15 protein-coding genes are annotated in these 15,865 nt (G+C 61.5%); 9 read left to right on the top strand and 6 right to left on the bottom strand.

The features are described from left to right. Positions 1-366 (bottom strand): type II secretion system protein N (locus CAF76_RS22640; RefSeq protein ID WP_085695479.1); only part of this gene is annotated, 366 nt, incomplete at its 3' end. A gap of 133 nt (positions 367-499) precedes the next feature. Between CAF76_RS22640 and CAF76_RS22635 the strand changes: the two genes are divergently transcribed. Next, the gene (locus CAF76_RS22635) at positions 500-952 is read left to right on the top strand and encodes a GspH/FimT family pseudopilin (protein WP_085648456.1); all 453 of its coding nucleotides are present in this window, start codon (positions 500-502) and stop codon (positions 950-952) included. Continuing rightward, positions 949-1,557 carry a prepilin-type N-terminal cleavage/methylation domain-containing protein gene (locus tag CAF76_RS22630; protein ID WP_085648455.1) on the top strand — a complete coding sequence of 203 codons (609 nt, stop codon included), beginning with the start codon at positions 949-951 and terminating at the stop codon, positions 1,555-1,557. Before CAF76_RS22635 ends, CAF76_RS22630 begins: the two co-directional genes overlap by 4 nt. 154 nt (positions 1,558-1,711) lie before the next feature. Here CAF76_RS22630 and CAF76_RS22625 read toward each other — a convergent pair whose 3' ends face one another. Genes CAF76_RS22625 through CAF76_RS22615 form a run of 3 tightly spaced genes read right to left on the bottom strand, consistent with a single transcriptional unit; the run spans position 1,712 to position 3,951 of the window. Further along, positions 1,712-2,650 (bottom strand): DUF4880 domain-containing protein, encoded by a 939-nt coding sequence (locus CAF76_RS22625; RefSeq protein ID WP_085648468.1) that lies wholly within the window; start codon positions 2,648-2,650, stop codon positions 1,712-1,714. A gap of 33 nt (positions 2,651-2,683) precedes the next feature. Then, positions 2,684-3,235 (bottom strand): RNA polymerase sigma factor, encoded by a 552-nt coding sequence (locus CAF76_RS22620; protein WP_011334580.1) that lies wholly within the window; start codon positions 3,233-3,235, stop codon positions 2,684-2,686. Next, complete coding sequence (locus tag CAF76_RS22615; protein WP_085648454.1) at positions 3,232-3,951, bottom strand: secretin and TonB N-terminal domain-containing protein; 720 nt, start codon at positions 3,949-3,951, stop codon at positions 3,232-3,234. Before CAF76_RS22615 ends, CAF76_RS22620 begins: the two co-directional genes overlap by 4 nt. Before the next feature lie 150 nt (positions 3,952-4,101). On the opposite strand from CAF76_RS22615, the gene CAF76_RS22610 reads away from it, so the two are divergent. Then, positions 4,102-4,446 carry a hypothetical protein gene (locus CAF76_RS22610; RefSeq protein ID WP_085648453.1) on the top strand — a complete coding sequence of 115 codons (345 nt, stop codon included), beginning with the start codon at positions 4,102-4,104 and terminating at the stop codon, positions 4,444-4,446. Here CAF76_RS22610 and CAF76_RS22605 read toward each other — a convergent pair whose 3' ends face one another. Continuing rightward, positions 4,447-4,887 (bottom strand): carboxymuconolactone decarboxylase family protein, encoded by a 441-nt coding sequence (locus tag CAF76_RS22605; protein ID WP_085610522.1) that lies wholly within the window; start codon positions 4,885-4,887, stop codon positions 4,447-4,449. It lies immediately after the preceding gene. 311 nt (positions 4,888-5,198) lie between these two features. Here CAF76_RS22605 and CAF76_RS22600 point away from each other — a divergent pair, with 311 nt between their 5' ends. The 4 genes from CAF76_RS22600 to CAF76_RS22585 all read left to right on the top strand — a co-directional run bounded on the left by CAF76_RS22600 (position 5,199) and on the right by CAF76_RS22585 (position 8,598). Next, positions 5,199-6,635 carry a PLP-dependent aminotransferase family protein gene (locus tag CAF76_RS22600; RefSeq protein WP_085648452.1) on the top strand — a complete coding sequence of 479 codons (1,437 nt, stop codon included), beginning with the start codon at positions 5,199-5,201 and terminating at the stop codon, positions 6,633-6,635. Between the two features lie 120 nt (positions 6,636-6,755). Beyond that, complete coding sequence (locus CAF76_RS22595) at positions 6,756-7,049, top strand: putative quinol monooxygenase (protein ID WP_039773274.1); 294 nt, start codon at positions 6,756-6,758, stop codon at positions 7,047-7,049. A gap of 174 nt (positions 7,050-7,223) precedes the next feature. Next, on the top strand, positions 7,224-7,643 hold the full coding sequence (locus CAF76_RS22590; protein WP_085648451.1) for a cupin domain-containing protein: 420 nt from the start codon (positions 7,224-7,226) through the stop codon (positions 7,641-7,643). Between the two features lie 241 nt (positions 7,644-7,884). Beyond that, positions 7,885-8,598 (top strand): ATPase, encoded by a 714-nt coding sequence (locus CAF76_RS22585; protein WP_085648450.1) that lies wholly within the window; start codon positions 7,885-7,887, stop codon positions 8,596-8,598. Positions 8,599-8,868: 270 nt separating this feature from the next. Here CAF76_RS22585 and CAF76_RS22580 read toward each other — a convergent pair whose 3' ends face one another. Next, positions 8,869-13,755, bottom strand: coding sequence for an NAD-glutamate dehydrogenase (locus CAF76_RS22580; RefSeq protein WP_064597204.1), 4,887 nt, complete (start codon positions 13,753-13,755; stop codon positions 8,869-8,871). Between the two features lie 516 nt (positions 13,756-14,271). Between CAF76_RS22580 and CAF76_RS22575 the strand changes: the two genes are divergently transcribed. Both CAF76_RS22575 and CAF76_RS22570 read left to right on the top strand, forming a co-directional pair. Further along, entirely contained in the window at positions 14,272-14,625 is a 354-nt protein-coding gene (locus CAF76_RS22575; RefSeq protein ID WP_085648449.1) for a hypothetical protein, read from the top strand. A gap of 280 nt (positions 14,626-14,905) precedes the next feature. Continuing rightward, on the top strand, positions 14,906-15,865 hold the full coding sequence (locus CAF76_RS22570) for a MoxR family ATPase (RefSeq protein ID WP_011334589.1): 960 nt from the start codon (positions 14,906-14,908) through the stop codon (positions 15,863-15,865).

The following is a 15,865-nucleotide window of genomic DNA, read 5'->3' as shown; positions in this document are numbered from 1 at the left end:
CTCCCCACCCTGCTCAATCACCACCCCATCTCCCTCCACCGCCACCAACTTCACCCCAGGACTCACCCGCTCCCCCTGCAAAAAACTCCTCGGTGATCCGTCGTTCAGGCTGAGTATCGCCACCGCCCCGCGGCTCCCCGCCATCACGCCGCTGACCTTGATTTCCACCGGCGCCGTCCGGTTGGAAAACCATTGCAACGCCGGGTTATCGCTACGCGCCGCGAGCAGTTGCGGCGTGGCCGCCGGGGTGTGGGATTCGGCGGTGGTCAGGAGCAGGGATGACCAGGTGGCGATGCCGACCAGGGCGGTCAGCAGTGCGGCGGCCTGGATGATTTGGGGGGGTGAAAAGCGTGCGGTGTATTTCATGGGCTGAATCTCCTTTTAGTCCCGGTGACCAGACTACGCGGCAATTCTCACGGTTTTATTTCACACGCCTTACATGTTGGCCGTGCAGGATGGTTTTTTGGGACGGGGCTGGACGCAAGGGAGTGCGCATTCGATGAACCGGTGCAGGCAGCAGGGTTTTACGCTGATCGAGTTGATGGTGGTGTTGGTGATCATCGGTATCGCCAGTGCGGCGATCAGTTTGAATATCAAGCCCGATCCGTTGCAGTTGCTGCGCAAGGACGCCGAGCGCGTGGCGCAGTTGCTGCAGATTGCCCAGGCTGAGGCCCGCGCCGATGGGCGGCCGATTGCGTGGTTGAGCGATGGCAAGGGGTTTCGGTTCAGTCGGCGCAGTGACAGTGGCAACGGTTTTGATCATTTCGATCGGGACCCTCAGTTGCGGCCGCGTCCCTGGCAGAGTCCGAAGCTGGAGGTGCGGGTGGAGCCCAAGCAGAAAGTGGTACTGAACGCGGAGTGGATCAATCCGCCGCTGCAGTTGACGCTGTCTGACGGGCTCAATCGGTTGAGTGTGCTGCGCGATGCTTCGGGCCGGATTAGCGTGCAATGAACAGACAACACGGTTTTACGCTGATCGAGGTGATGGTCGCGATTCTGCTGATGGCGGTGGTCAGTCTGATTGCCTGGAAGGGGCTGGACAGTGTCACCCGCGCCGACAGCCATTTGCAGGCCAGTGGTGAGCAGAGCGACAGCCTGTTGCGGGCGTTGAATCAGATGCAGCGGGATGTGGAGATGCGCGCCGGGGTTGAGCTGACGGAGCCGAAGAAGGTTGGCACGGAGGATGAACCGGCGACGGCGCCGCCTGCCGTTACGGTGCGCAGCAGTGACAGCAAGGGGTTTCGGCTGGACATTATTCGGAGCGCGGCGGATCAGTCGGGGGCGTTGCAGCGGGTGCGCTGGTGGCTCAAGGGGGACACGCTGTATCGCGCGGTGGCGCCGGCGCGCAGTCGCTATCCGTTGCCGGCGCCGACGGCTGGGGTGGCGGTGTTGGGCGGGGTGAGTGATTTGCAGGTGCGGGTTTGGGAAATGGATAAGGGCTGGCGGCAGTTGAGTGGGAATCGGCGGGAGGATCCGTTGGGGCTGGAGGTGCGGTTGACTCGGGAGACGGCGCAGGGGGTGGAGAAGTATCGGCAGGTGATGGGGCCGTTGCAGTAATTGAAGTCACTGAGGTCCTGTGGGAGCTGCGGTGCGACGATTCGACTTGCCAGCGATGGGGCCTGCACATCCAACATTTCATTGCCTGACATACCGCTATCGCTGGCAAGCCAGCTCCCACAGGGTTTTAGGGTGTTTGTGGGGGTTGTGTTAGTTAGCTGAGGACGACTACGCCGCCCGGCAACTCGGTGCATTTGACGCCGTAGGCATCGCGGATCAGCGCGCCTACGCCGGCCAGTTGATCGAGGGAGAAACGCGCCTGTACGCGGCGCTGGCCGAGTTCGCGGTTGAGCAGCAGCAACATGCCTGGGCGGTAGCGGTTGATCTCGTCGATCATCTGGCTCAGGGTCGCACCGTTGAACACAAGGACCTGTTGACGCCAGTTCATCACCGCCGCGGTGTCGACGCTTTGCACGGTGCCGACCTGTTGCGCGTCATAGGTCAGTTGCTGGCCCGGTTCCAGGCGCAGGCTCCGGCCTTCAACTTCCACATCCACCGCACCATCGAGGCACGTCACGCAAACCTGTTGATCAAGGTTGCGCAGGTTGAACCGCGCCCTGCTCGCCCGCAGCCATCCGCCACCGGCCTGCATCGCCATCGGCAACCGTGCGGTCTGCACTTCAACTTCGCCGCTGACCAGTTCAAAGCCTTGCACGCCCTCATCCACCGAGCGTTGGTTGATGCGGGTCTGGGTATTCAGTTCCAGGCTCAAACCATCGGCCGGTTCGACGCGGCGTTGCTGACCGACTTCGGTGATGTAATCCGCGCCGAGCCCGGAGAACCCGCCCGGGATCGTGCCGCGCACCAACAGGAACGCTGCCGACGCCGCAACCGCGCCGCCGAGAAAGGCCCGTCGTCCAAACCGGCGTGGCGCCTGCGTCGCTTCCGCCGCCGGTTGCAACAGATGCCACAACGCTTTGCACTCTTCAAAGGCTCGGGCGTGTTCGGGGCTTTGCGCGCACCACTGGCGCAGCGCTCGGGCGTCGGCGACCGTGGCGCGGCCGGAGGTCAGCAGGATCAGCCAGTCGCGGGCTTCGCTTTGCAGACGCTCGGCAGGCGTGGGCTCGGCAGGTGTCAGACGGAAGATGTTCAAACGCACAGGTACTCGACGGGTTGATCGGGAGCTTCATTCACTAGACGGTTTTCCGGCCCCGCGACCGAACCGCTGAAACACTTTTCTTTCCAGTTTGGCCGCGCAGTGTCCGAGGGCAGCCTTGATTTCCTTCTCGACCATGCGCGTGGAGATGCCGAAACGCTGGGAGATTTCCAGGTGCGGCGCTTCTTCCAGCCGTGCGGCGATGAAGATCCGGCGGCGCCGGGCCGGCAGTTCGTAAAGGGCGCTTAGCAGGGACTGGATTTCCTTTTGGCCGCCCACGACGCGCATCGGGTCGAGCGCTTCGTCGCTGACTTGCAGCAGCTCTTCGACTTCACTGCCGGTGAGCAATCGCGCATCGGCCTGGCGGCGGTCGGCGGCGATGTTCAGGGCCATGCGATAGAGGTAGGCGTTGGGCCGCAGCAGGTTCGGCGGCGCTTCCATGCGGTCGACCCGCAGGTAGGTTTCGTGCAGCACGTCGTTGGCCAGGTCCTCCGAGCCGAGACGGCGTCGCAGGCGCACCCGAAAGTCCTCGTAGGACGTCAGGAACAGCTGGACCATCGAACTTTGTCCGGCGTCTTTCATCCCCCGGAAACTCCTTCCCATTGTGTGCATTCCATGCGCTTTCCTGACGATTCGGGTAACAACAGCAACGTGACTGGCTGGCGCAATGCGCCGGGTGTGGGCCGGTCGATCTTGAGCGTGTGAAAACTGTCTACCAGCGCTGCATCGCGCCGAACATCGCCGGTCGAGGTGACCAACCGGTTGTGCTGCACCACGCCGTCGCGGCCGATCCACAGCTGCAACACCGCGCGAAAACTGCCGGGCCGGGTCAGCGGCGAGCGGCACAGGTTGCGTTCAATCGCGGCCTGCACCGCCGTGGCGTAACTGCGGTTGACTGCCGCGCTGGCCGGGGTCGGTTTCTCCGCCGGCATCGGCACGTCCTCGACTTGCGCCACTTGCAAGGTGAACGCGTCGTCGCGGCTGTACTTGGCCATCAAGCCGCTGCCGCCGAGCATCCGGCGCAATGCTTCGGCAGCAGTGAATTCGCCTTCGACTGCCAACGAGCGGCGACCGCGACTCAACTGGCTGTCGACCAGCACCGCCATGCCGGTGGCGCGGCTGAACTGTTCGAGGGCGCGGGCCAGTTCCTGGGCCGGGATGTGCAGCGTCATGCGCATCGATGCCGGCATCGGGTCGGCGCTGACGCGGCTCAGAAACAAGCCAAGCAGCAGCCCCAGACAGAGCTGGCGCACGAGCGCTGAGCGCGTAAATTCGTCCCTGGCACGGCCTCGCTGCACGGCTGATGCACCCCTGAAAACCGTCATCCTGAGGGCTGTTTATGAATCTGGTGTGACGGCCACTGCAAAAAAACCATCACGGGATCGGCGCCGCCGTTGCACTAGACTCTGGAGCTAGAGCGGCCCCTTCGGGCCGGCCAGGAGGCAGGCATGAAATCAGTCTGGAAAGTCGTCTTCGGCGGGTTGTTGCTGACGGTGTTGGGCGGTGCGCACGCGGAGCAGCCGCTGGGCTGCGTCGAGGTGACGGTGGGTGGCTACAAGGCGCCGAATTACGATTGCCTGAGCCAGCAGATGGGCAACAACCCCGACGGCGCGGCGGCTGCGCAGAAGAATCAGGAAGCGATGAATGTGCCGGTCAACAAGCGCCCGCCGAATCAGGTGGGGCTGGCGACGCCGGCGGCCACGAGTACGCGGATGGGCAATACGTTTGGCACGTCGGTGAAACCGCAGCGGCCGCCGGTGAATACCGGCGCTTCACCGCTACTGGGCAAGTGATCAGTCGCTGGGGATTTGGCGAAAGCTCACCGCCAACCGGTTCCAGCTGTTGATGGTGCTGACGGCCATGGTCAGGTCCACCAGTTCCGTCTCGTTGAACTGTTCCCGCGCCTGCTGGTAAACATCGTCGGGCACCCGGCTATCCGCCAGCAGCGTCACCGCCTCGGTCCAGGCCAGCGCCGCCCGCTCGCGCAGGTTGAAGAAGCCGCTGTCGCGCCAGACCGCGATGGCGTACAAGCGTCGATCCGTCTCCCCGGCCCGCCGCGCCTCAACCGAATGCATGTCGGTGCAGAACGCGCAGCCGTTGAGTTGCGAGGCGCGGATCTTGATCAGGTGCAGCAGCGGCGGTTCGATGCTCAGGTTGCTGGTCAGCGCTTCCAGGCCAATCATCGCTTTCATGGCTTTGGGCGATGCACTGTAGTAATCCAGACGCGGGGACATGGGCGGGCCTCGGGCAGCAGAAGAGTGATTTCACGGTAGGCGCTGGTTGGGCAACGTTACAGCCCCAATTCCACGAAAAAATGGCAGACCATTTCCCCCGAGCCAAACACGATACCTGTGGGAGCGGGCTTGCTCGCGAAGGCGGTGTGCCAGTCGATTTTTTGTTGCCTGACACGACGCCTTCGCGAGCAAGCCCGCTCCCACAAGGGTAAGTGACCAATTCGATATTTTTGCTCTACGCAACTACTGCCCCGTAAACAAACGGGAGTAATCTGGCCGGCACACTCAATCACCCGGAGCGCCCCGTCGGGATGGAACTGCATGTCGTGATCAATGGCCGCAAGGATCTGGCCGGTCAGTTGTACCAGCAACTGCGCGGCGCCATTGAATCCGGGCGCCTGGCCGCCGGCACCCAGTTGCCGCCCAGCCGTTTGCTCGCCGAGCAACTGGGGATCTCGCGCAAGACCATTTCCGACACTTACGCGCAGCTGACTTACGAAAACTTCCTGACCGGAGTGATCGGCAAAGGCACTTATGTCAACGCCCGCTCGACGCCGGTACAGCGCAAACAAAGCCATTCCGAACTGGCCAGTTCCGAGGTGATCGAGAGCTGGCGCAATCTGCCGGTGTTCCTGCGGCATCCAACGCTTGAAGGCTCGCTGCGCTACGACTTCATCGGCGGCGCCACCAGCAAGGGCCAGTTTCCCCAGGATGACTGGCGCCGCTGCGTCGCTCATGCGCTGCGGCAGATGGCCAATGCCAAAGGTTTCTACAGCGTGCCGGAAGGCCTGCCGGCGCTGCGCAATGCGATTGCCCGGCACATCGCGTTTTCCCGTGGTGTGAACTGTCAGGACGAGGACATCGTGGTCTGCAACGGCGCGCAGCAGGCGCTGGATTTGATCACCCGGGTGTTGATCCGCCCCGGCAGTCTGGTGGCGATGGAAGATCCCGGTTACCCGCCGGCGCGGCTGCTGTTCGGCACTCACGGGGCGACGGTGGTCGGCGTGCCGGTGGATGCCGAGGGCATTCAGGTCGAGCGGATTCCCGAGGGCACGCGGCTGATTTACGTGACGCCGTCGCACCAATTCCCGCTGGGCATGCCGATGAGTCAGGCGCGGCGCGAGGCCCTGCTCGAGCGAGCCCATGAGCTGGGCGCGATCATCATCGAGGACGACTATGACAGCGAGTTCCGCTACGAGGGCCGCCCGACGGATTCGCTGCACAACCTCGATCAGCGCGGCATCGTCGCCTACGTCGGCACCTTCTCGAAAACCCTGCTGCCGGAGCTGCGGCTCGGCTACGCGATCCTGCCGCCGGCGATTCTCGAGGCGGTGATTCGCGCCAAGCAGCTCACCGATCTGCACGCCTCTACCCTGCCCCAATGGGCGCTGGCCAAGTTCATCGCCGAAGGCTGTCTGCTCAAGCACATCCGCCGCTGCCATACCATTTATGCCCAGCGCCGCGAGCGGATTCTGGCGCGCATGGCCACCGACCTTTCGCCGTGGCTGGAAGCCGTGCCGCCCAGCGCGGGGTTTCACATGGCGGTGTTCTGCAAGGTGCCGATCAACTTGCCGCTGGTGATCGAACTGGCGAAAAAAGTCGAAGTCGGGCTGTACGCCATCGACGGCTTCTATTACCAGCAGCCGGCCAGAAGCGGGATGTACTTCGGTTTCGGCGCCATCGAGACGCTGGACATAGACATCGCGCTGGACCGCCTGCGCGACATACTGCAACAGGTCGTTGGTTAGATTGGACTAAACGATTAACCGCCGATTGGTTATTGGTGATCCGGGGGTGCAGGCCTATTCTGCACAAGCGTTATCCCTCAGTGAGCAGGATTCGTCCGGCCTGATTCAGGAGTGTGAGCAATGTCCAACGAAGTGATCAACACCGTACAGGTGCAGGCTGCCGCCGGCCGATCGGAGGAGCTGGGCAAGCAGTTGCAGAAGATCGTCGAAACCCTGCGCCAGACGCCGGGCTGCGATTCCTACATGGTCGACCGCTGCCCCGAGGACAGCCACCGCTGGACGGTCAGCGCCCGCTGGCAGTCGGAAGCGGCGATGCAGGCGCATTTCAATCGCCCGGAAGCTCAGGGGTTTATTGACTTGATCGACAGTCGTCTGGCCAATAGCGTGGATTTCAACAGCTTCCCGATCGTATAAAAACAACAGGATCCACATCGATGGCGACGGAGCCCCCTCCGTCGCCATCGTTCGTTTTGCCGGCCTTGTTTTCCCGCGATTGGTCACCCGAACTTCCCGAACATTGGCCGTTTGAATACCCCGGCACGCGGACTACTGTGATCACCGACTCCCCCACTTCATCAGGTGATCACCATGAAAGTCCTGCACTTGCTTGCCGCCCCGCTCGCCGCTCTGGCGCTCACCATCAGCGCTTCCGCACTGGCCCACGGTACCGATTCCCCGTCCGAGAAAGTCTCGGTGCTGCAGGACCAGCTGCTGAAAAACGTCCCGGGCAAAAAAGCCATGATGATCGAAGTCGATTACAAACCCGGCCAGTCCTCGATCGCCCACAAACACGACGGCACCGCCATGGCCTACGTGCTCGAAGGCGAGATCGTTTCCCAGGTCAAAGGTGAGCAACCGATCACTTACAAGAAAGGCCAGTACTGGTACGAGCCGGCCGGTTCCGAGCATTTGATCTCGAAAAATGCCAGCAAGAGCAAGCCGGCCAAGTTGCTGGTGTTCATGGTGCTCTCGCCGGACGAGCAAGTGCTGATCCCATTGAAAAACTGATGGCTGTTTAACCAGCCATAAATGAAAGGCGGAAATTTCTGATTTGCGCCTTTTTTATTTCACGCGGCAATTAATCAAAAATCCTTACAACCAATAAAACTATGACATGACAGTCATTCAGCAAATTGTCAGGTTGTTTTCAGTTTGGCGGGAGTAGTCTGAGGCGACTGTCGCCGGTTCTATTTAATCAACCCCGACATGCCTGACTTTCCGACTGAAGTTGCTTCACGGGAGACTCACCATGAAACTTGCATTTGCCAGTACTCTGGCGATATCGGTTTTAGCCTTGTCAGCCTGTTCTGTTCCAACCGCTCCGAAAGCGGTTTCCTCCCTCGATACGCTGTTCAACCAACCGGTGGGACGCAGCAGCGCCACTCAGGTCAAAAGCGGTCCCGGTGTCTCGCTGGGTGTCATCTACAGCCCAAGCACCCAGGCCAACCGCGACTATTTGCGCAACTACCAGGCCAACGCCGGCACCGGCTTCGGCCAGAGCCTGCTGGTGCAGCCGATCCATGACGCCTACGTCGCCACTTCAAAACCGGACATGGCGGTGGATTGGGTGAAAGCCTCGCTGCAACGCCAGTTCGGTTCGGTGACGGTGTACCCGGACATGCAGAGCCTGCGTGCGGCCAACCCGGATGTGGTGGCGATCGTCGACACGCACAGCCAGTTGATTACCTCGCGCAGTTCGAACATCAAGGCGGATGTGAGTGCGGATTTTTATGACGGGAAGTTCAACTATATCGGGACGGCCAAAGGATCCGAGGCGAAAGAGTTGACGCCGGTCTGGGCGGACTTCAAGCGTTCGGAAGATATCGTGGCAGATATTAACGAACAGCAGAATGTACAAGTTCGGGCGCTGCAGAAGTTTGACCAGTCGCTCAGTAATTTATTGACCAGGTCGGCAGGTAATGTGTCGATGCTTGAGAGTAAACAGGAACTGAATGTGCGGTGATAGTTAGGCCGCTGCCCTCACCCTAGCCCTCTCCCGGAGGGAGAGGGGACTGACCGAGGTGCTCTTTCGAACTACGCCGACGTGAAATACCGAGGCGAACTCAAGTTTGAACAGCATGGAGATCTGCTCCCTTTCCCCCTCGCCCCCCTGGGGGAGAGGGCTGGGGTGAGGGGGTGGGATCTATGCATCAACACATAAATACCGCCGAGACAACAGGCATAAAAAAGCCCCGCCTCTTTCGAGAGCGGGGCTTTTTCATTCAACGTCTACTCAAGCAAGCTCAAGCTCCGCCGTCGCCGCAGCAGGCACAACCGCCTGACCGCTCAGCGCCACGTCGTTCAGCTCACGGTTGGCCACCGCGTACATGGCGTAGTCGGTGCCGCTGGCGGCACGGATTTCCACCAGCATGGCGCGCCAGCGCTGGATCATCGCGTCGTGTTGCGCCATCCACAGCGCCAGACGCTCTTCCACGTCCAGGTTACCGCCGCCCGCTTGCAGAACGGCGATGGTGATCGCGCGTTGCTGCCAGTCGACGTCGTCGCGGAACGCTTCACGGGCCAGGGCCTGCCAGTTGTTTTCAACCGGCAAGGCGCTGATCTGCGAAATGTACCAGGTGATGTCCAGCGCGCTGCCCACGGCGAAGTACGCCTTGGCCACTTCGGCTGGATCCTGACCGGTCACGTCGGCGGCTTCGATGATCGGCAGCAGCGTGTAGAGGTGGGTAGTACCCGCCACCATACGCGCCAGCAGTTCCGGTACACCGGCGGCGACGTACGCCTGATAGCGCGCCTGCCAGTTTTCGCGGATTTCGCCGCTCAACAGTTCGTCCAGCTTCAGGCCCAGCTCTTTGAGGTGCGGACCGAAATGCGCGACGTCACGGGCAGCGTTCTGCTCGTTGCGACGGGCACGCAGGAACCAGCGCGTAGCGCGACGGCCCAGACGCATCAGCTCGTCCATCAGCTCCAGTTGCACGTCAGCGGAGACCTGATAGTCCAGGGCTTCGATCTGACGGAACCAGTGCGGGAGGTGGAAGATATCCCGAACAATCACATACGCACCGGCAACATTCGCCGGGGTCATGCCGGTGGACTCTTTGAGTCGCTGAACGAAGGTGATGCCCATGTGGTTGACCAGATCGTTGGCGATCTGGGTGCTGACGATCTCGCGCTTCAGGCGGTGACGACGCATGGCTTCAGAGAACTTGCTGACCAGAGTCGGCGGGAACGCCGTTTCCATGTCGCGGGTCAGGTAGTCGTCGTCCGGCACCAGGGAGCCCAGCAGCTGCTCCTTGAGGTCGATCTTGCTGTACGAGATCAGCACCGACAACTCTGGACGGGTCAGGCCATGGCCTTCGGCAACGCGTTCGGCCAGTTGCTCTTCGGTCGGCAGGAACTCGATGGCGCGATCCAGCTTGCCACGGCCTTCCAGGTCGCTCATCAGACGCTTGTACTCGGCGATCCGCGCGTAAGCACGGCGGGCTGCCAGGGACAGGGCCTGAGTCTGCTTGTAGTTATTGCCCAGCACCAGACCACCGACTTCGTCGGTCATGCTCGCCAGCAACTGGTTGCGTTGCTTGTCGGTCATGTCGCCGGCCTGAACCACTTCGTTCAGCAGGATCTTGATGTTCACTTCGTGGTCGGAGCAGTCCACGCCACCGGCGTTGTCGATGAAGTCGGTGTTGGAACCGCCACCATTGAGACCGAATTCCACACGACCCAGTTGGGTCATGCCGAGGTTACCGCCCTCGCCCACCACTTTGCAGCGCAGTTCGTTGCCGTTCACGCGCAGCGCATCGTTGGCCTTGTCGCCGACATCGGCGTGGCTTTCGGTGCTGGCTTTGACGTAAGTACCGATACCGCCGTTCCACAGCAGATCCACCGGTGCCTTGAGCAAGGCATTCAGCAGTTCGGTCGGGGTCAGCTTGTCGGCCTGGATGTCGAAGCGCTCTTTCATCTGTGGCGAGATGGCGATGCTCTTCGCGCTGCGCGAGAAGATGCCGCCACCTTCGGACATGATGCTGGTGTCGTAGTCGGACCAGGCCGAACGCGGCAGGTCGAACATGCGTTGACGCTCGGCGAAGCTGGTGGCCGGATCCGGGTTCGGGTCGATGAAGATGTGCATGTGGTTGAACGCGGCGACCAGTTGCAGCTTGTCGGACATCAGCAGGCCGTTACCGAACACGTCACCGGCCATGTCACCCACGCCGACCACCGTGATGCTGTCTTCCTGGACATTGATGCCGCGCTCGCGGAAGTGGCGCTGTACGCCAACCCACGCGCCCTTGGCGGTAATGCCCATTTTCTTGTGGTCGTAACCGGCCGAACCACCGGACGCGAACGCGTCACCCAGCCAGAAGCCGTAATCGATGGCAATGCCGTTGGCGATGTCGGAGAAGGTTGCAGTGCCCTTGTCCGCCGCGACCACCAGGTACGGGTCATCGTCGTCATGCCGCACGACGTTGGCCGGCGGTACCAGTTTGCCGTCCTTCAGGTTGTCGGTGATGTCCAACAGGCCCGAGATGAAGATGCGGTAGCAGGCGATGCCCTCGGCCGCAATCTCGTCACGGCTGCCGCCCAGTGGCAGGCGACGCGGCAGGAAGCCGCCCTTCGCCCCCACCGGCACGATGACCGAGTTCTTCACTTGCTGGGCTTTTACCAGGCCGAGGACTTCGGTACGGAAGTCTTCTTCGCGGTCGGACCAGCGCAGGCCACCGCGAGCGACATTGCCGAAGCGCAGGTGCACGCCTTCGACGCGTGGCGAGTAAACGAAGATTTCGAACTTCGGCACCGGTTTCGGCAGCTCAGGGATCAAGTGCGGGTTGAACTTGAAGCTGAAGTACGACTTGTTCTGGCCGTTGGCGTCGGTCTGGTAGAAGTTGGTGCGCAGGGTCGCTTTGATCAGGTCCAGGTAACGACGCAGAATGCGGTCTTCGTTGAGGACCTGAACGTCGTCCAGCGCGGTCAGGATCGCCTGTTCCAGACGTTGTTGCTTGTCGTCCAGGTCGTCGCTGCCGAGCTTGCGGGCCAGGTAGAAACGGGTCTTGAACAACCGGGTCAGTTCGCGAGCGATGTCGGTGTGGTTGTTCAGGGTGCTGGCGATGTAGCCGAGGTCGAAGCCCAGGCGGATCTGCTTCAAGTAGCGAGCGTAAGCACGCAGCAGCGCCACGTCGCGCCATGGCAGGCCGGCGGTCAGCACCAGACGGTTGAACGCATCGTTCTCGGCATCGCCACGGACGATGTGGACGAACGCGTCCTGCAGGGTGTCGTTGAGTTGCTGGATGTCCAGGTCCAGGCCTTCGGCAGCGGTGAACGCGAAGTCGTGGATCCAGAACTCGCGGCCGTTGGTGTGACGCAGACGGTACGGGAATTCACCCAACACGCGCAGGCCGAGGTTTTCCAGGATCGGCAACACGTCGGACAGGGCCAGCGGGGTATCGGCGTGATACAGCTTGCAGTGCAGCTCGCGTGGGCCGGAGGCCAGCGGCTGGTAGAAGCTCATGGCCAGCGGCTTCTTCTCGCTCAGATTGAGCAAGTGCTGCATGTCGACCACGGCCGAATGCGCAGCGAAACGCTCGCGGTAGCCGGCCGGGAAGCCTTTCGGGAAATCGGCCAGCACGTTGGTGCCGTTGGCTTCGCCGAAGGTTTCAACGGTCAGGGCGGCGTAGTCGTCCTGCCAGCTGCGGCAGGCCTGGATCACTTCGTTTTCCAGTTGCAGCGGGTCGATGTCGATGCGGTTTTTCGGGTCGACGCGCAGGATCAGTTGCACGCGGGCCAGCACGGACTCGGAGAAGAACGTCCAGAACTCGCAGTCGGAAGCTTTCAGGCGCTCCATCAGCACTTGCTGGATCTTCTGGCGAACTTCGGTGGAGTAGATGTCGCGCGGCACGTAGGCCAGGCAGTAGCAGAAACGGCCGTACGGGTCTTTGCGCAGGAACACGCGGATCTTGTTGCGTTCCTGGATCTGCACGATCGACATCACGGTGCTGAACAGTTCGTCGACCGGGGTCTGGAACAGGTCGTCACGCGGCAGCACTTCCAGAACCTGTGCCAGTTCCTTGCCCAGGTGAGCCTTGGACTGGAAGCCGGAACGGCGCTCGATTTCCTCGACCTTGCGGCGGATGAACGGAATGACACGCACGCTTTCGCCATACACCGACGAGGTGTACAGGCCCATGAAGCGGTGTTCCTTGATCACTTTGCCGTCGGCATCGATTTCGCGAATCGACACGTAGTCCGGGTAGGCCGGACGGTGCACGCGGCTCGGATGCGCGGCCTTGGCGAACGACAGCAGTGTCGGTTCGCGCAGGTAGTTCACGGCATAGTCTTCGATGTGGCGGTCTTCGTTGGTCAGACCGGTGCGCAGCATCTTGGTCAGGCCGAGGAAGGAGTTCTGGTCGTATTCGATATGGCCACCATCGGCCTGATCGACAACGGTGAACTCTTCGTAACCAAGGAAGGTGAAGTGGTTGCCCACCAGCCATTCCAGGAAGCTCTTGATTTCGTTCTTTTCGTCGGCATCGACGGCGAATGCGCTGTTATCGAGCTTGGTGAGGATTTCCTGCACCTTGGCCTTCATCGGCTCGAAATCGGCGACCGCGACGCGGACTTCACCCAGGACCTGTTCCAGTTCCTTGGACAGCACATTCAATTCGGCCGCGTTGGCGCAGCGGTCGATTTCCAGGTACATCAGCGACTCGTGCAGCACGCCTTCGCCGGTGGTGCCTTTTGGCAGGATTTCCAGCAACTCGCCCTTGCTGCCACGACGCACGCTCAGCACGGTGGTCTGCAGCGTGTGGATGCTGTAGCCGCGACGGTTCAGCTCGGTACGCACCGAGTCCACCAGGAACGGCAAGTCATGGTGCAGCACTTCGACCGCGGTGTGGGTCGACTGCCAGCCGTGACGTTCGTAATCGGGGTTGTAGACGCGCACTTGCGGTTGCGCGTGATCGAAGCGCTCAAGCAGGCGCCACGCAGAAAGAGTACAGCCAGCGAGGTCGGAGAGGCGACGTTGAGTCAGCTCGTCCAGGGAAATGATGCCGAAGAATTGTTCAGCGAACAGCGCCACTTGTGGCAGTGCCTGTTCACTGATGTGCTGCGCCAGTGCCGCTTGCAGTTGGTGCTGGAAGTCGGCTTTGCTGGCTGCGGTGAAGAACGCCATCTGTGGTACTCCGCTTGGGCTTGTTATTGATGGAAAGCGTCGCGTGCAAAACCCCTTTCGGGGCGTTCCGTCGCCCTGTTCCTGAATCTCGGGCAGAGGAAACAGGGTGACAGGTGGGTGAAGCTGGACGAGACACTCAGGTCACATTCACCTTCCATGAATGGGCATCTGCAAAAACGACTGCCCGGCGCCGCTCGCGGGGCCCTGGCAATGCCTTTACGGGTGCTCATCCGTTGCGCAGCTTAATGGGTGCGACAATGTGTCTGCTTGCGGTGCTGCGACATATTCGGTCATTGGCACGTAAACCAAGGCCTGCGCATCGGTAAACACTAGCATTCATGGGGCGGAACGCCGGTCTGAATGCCCGTTTTTACGGTACAGGCGTGCCAGGAATGACCATTGACCTGTGTCGCGTTCACGACACATCCTCTGACACTCTCACATGCAGAAATTCCCGCGGGCTGGCAGAATCGCGCCCAATTGCGACCAACACGCCCGCCGAGGCAGGAATTCCCCATGCAAATGACCACCGCCCTTTTGATCGTCAACCCGTGCGACGACGAAGAAGACAACATGGCCATGCTCTGCTGCCACAGCGACAAGGGCGACATGTTCCTGATGAGCCGTTACCCGGACGAGGATGAGCTGGAGATCACGCTGGATGGCGAGCCGTCCACGCTCGATGGCGTCAAGGTCACGCTGACCAGGACACTGCTGAAGATCGAAATCGCCGCGGCGGATGCCGATGCGCTGAACGGGGATGATGTGCTGGAAATCACCTTCAACCCGGACATGGTGGATCTGGCTGAAGTCGAGGAAACGCTGAAGAACATTCTTGATGGCACCGGGACCTTCATTAGCGAAGTTTAATGGCGTCTGCACTGGCCCAATCGCGAGCAGGCTCGCTCCCACAGTGGACCGTGTCTTACTGACAGAACGCGGTCACTGTGGGAGCGAGCCTGCTCGCGATTGGGCCCGAAAGAACACCGCACCTACCCCGCCCTACAAAATTCCAACAAATCCCCCGGTCATTTCCCGCACTTTGCGCAAAATGCCGTTAGTCGCCACCCCCCGCGATGGATTAAAGTAACGCCCCCAGCCCCGGCGTTATCCGAACGCCTGTGGCCACCCTTTCCAGGAACAGTCATCGATGGAACATCGTGAAGCGCTGCTGGCGCTGCGAACCTTTCTTTCAACGCAGATTCTCGGCCAGGAAAAACTCATCGAGCGCTTGCTCATCGCCCTGCTCGCCGACGGCCACATGCTGGTCGAGGGCGCTCCGGGTCTGGCCAAGACCAAAGCGATCAAAGAGCTCGCCGAGGGCATCGAAGCCCAGTTCCATCGCATCCAGTTCACTCCGGACCTGCTGCCGGCCGACATCACCGGCACCGAGATCTATCGCCCGGAAACCGGCAGTTTCGTGTTCCAGCAAGGGCCGATCTTCCACAACCTGGTGCTGGCGGACGAAATCAACCGTGCCCCGGCCAAGGTGCAATCGGCGCTGCTGGAAGCCATGGCCGAACGTCAGGTCAGTGTCGGGCGCAGTACTTACGAGCTGTCGCCGCTGTTTCTGGTGATGGCCACGCAGAACCCGATCGAGCAGGAAGGCACCTATCCGTTGCCCGAAGCCCAGCTCGACCGCTTCCTGATGCACGTGAAAATGGGTTTCCCGGACGCGGCCGTCGAACGCCGGATCCTGCAACAGGCAAGGGGCGAAGCCCTCAACGGCGAGACCAAGCCCGAACGTCGAGTCAGCCAGCAGGCGATCTTCGCCGCGCGCAAGGAAATCCTCGGGCTGTACATGGCGGACGCCGTGGAGGAATACCTGGTGCAACTGGTCATGGCCACGCGCAACCCGGCCAAGTTCGACCCGGAAATGGCCGAGTGGATCGCCTACGGCGCCAGCCCGCGTGGCTCGATCGCCCTCGACCGCTGCGCCCGCGCCCACGCCTGGCTGGCCGGTCGCGACTTCGTCAGCCCGGAAGACATCCAGGCGGTGCTGTTCGACGTGTTGCGTCACCGCATCATTCTGTCGTTCGAGGCCGAAGCCGCTGGTATCGACCAGGATCGGGTGGTGCAACGGATTCTCGACGTCGTAGCCGTCGCTTGA

This window comes from Pseudomonas sp. B40(2017) (genome assembly GCF_002112855.1).
Classification (GTDB): Bacteria; Pseudomonadota; Gammaproteobacteria; order Pseudomonadales; family Pseudomonadaceae; genus Aquipseudomonas; species Aquipseudomonas pharyngis.
Note: the sequence above shows the minus strand (reverse complement) of the source record. Positions and strands in the feature narration are given on the sequence as shown.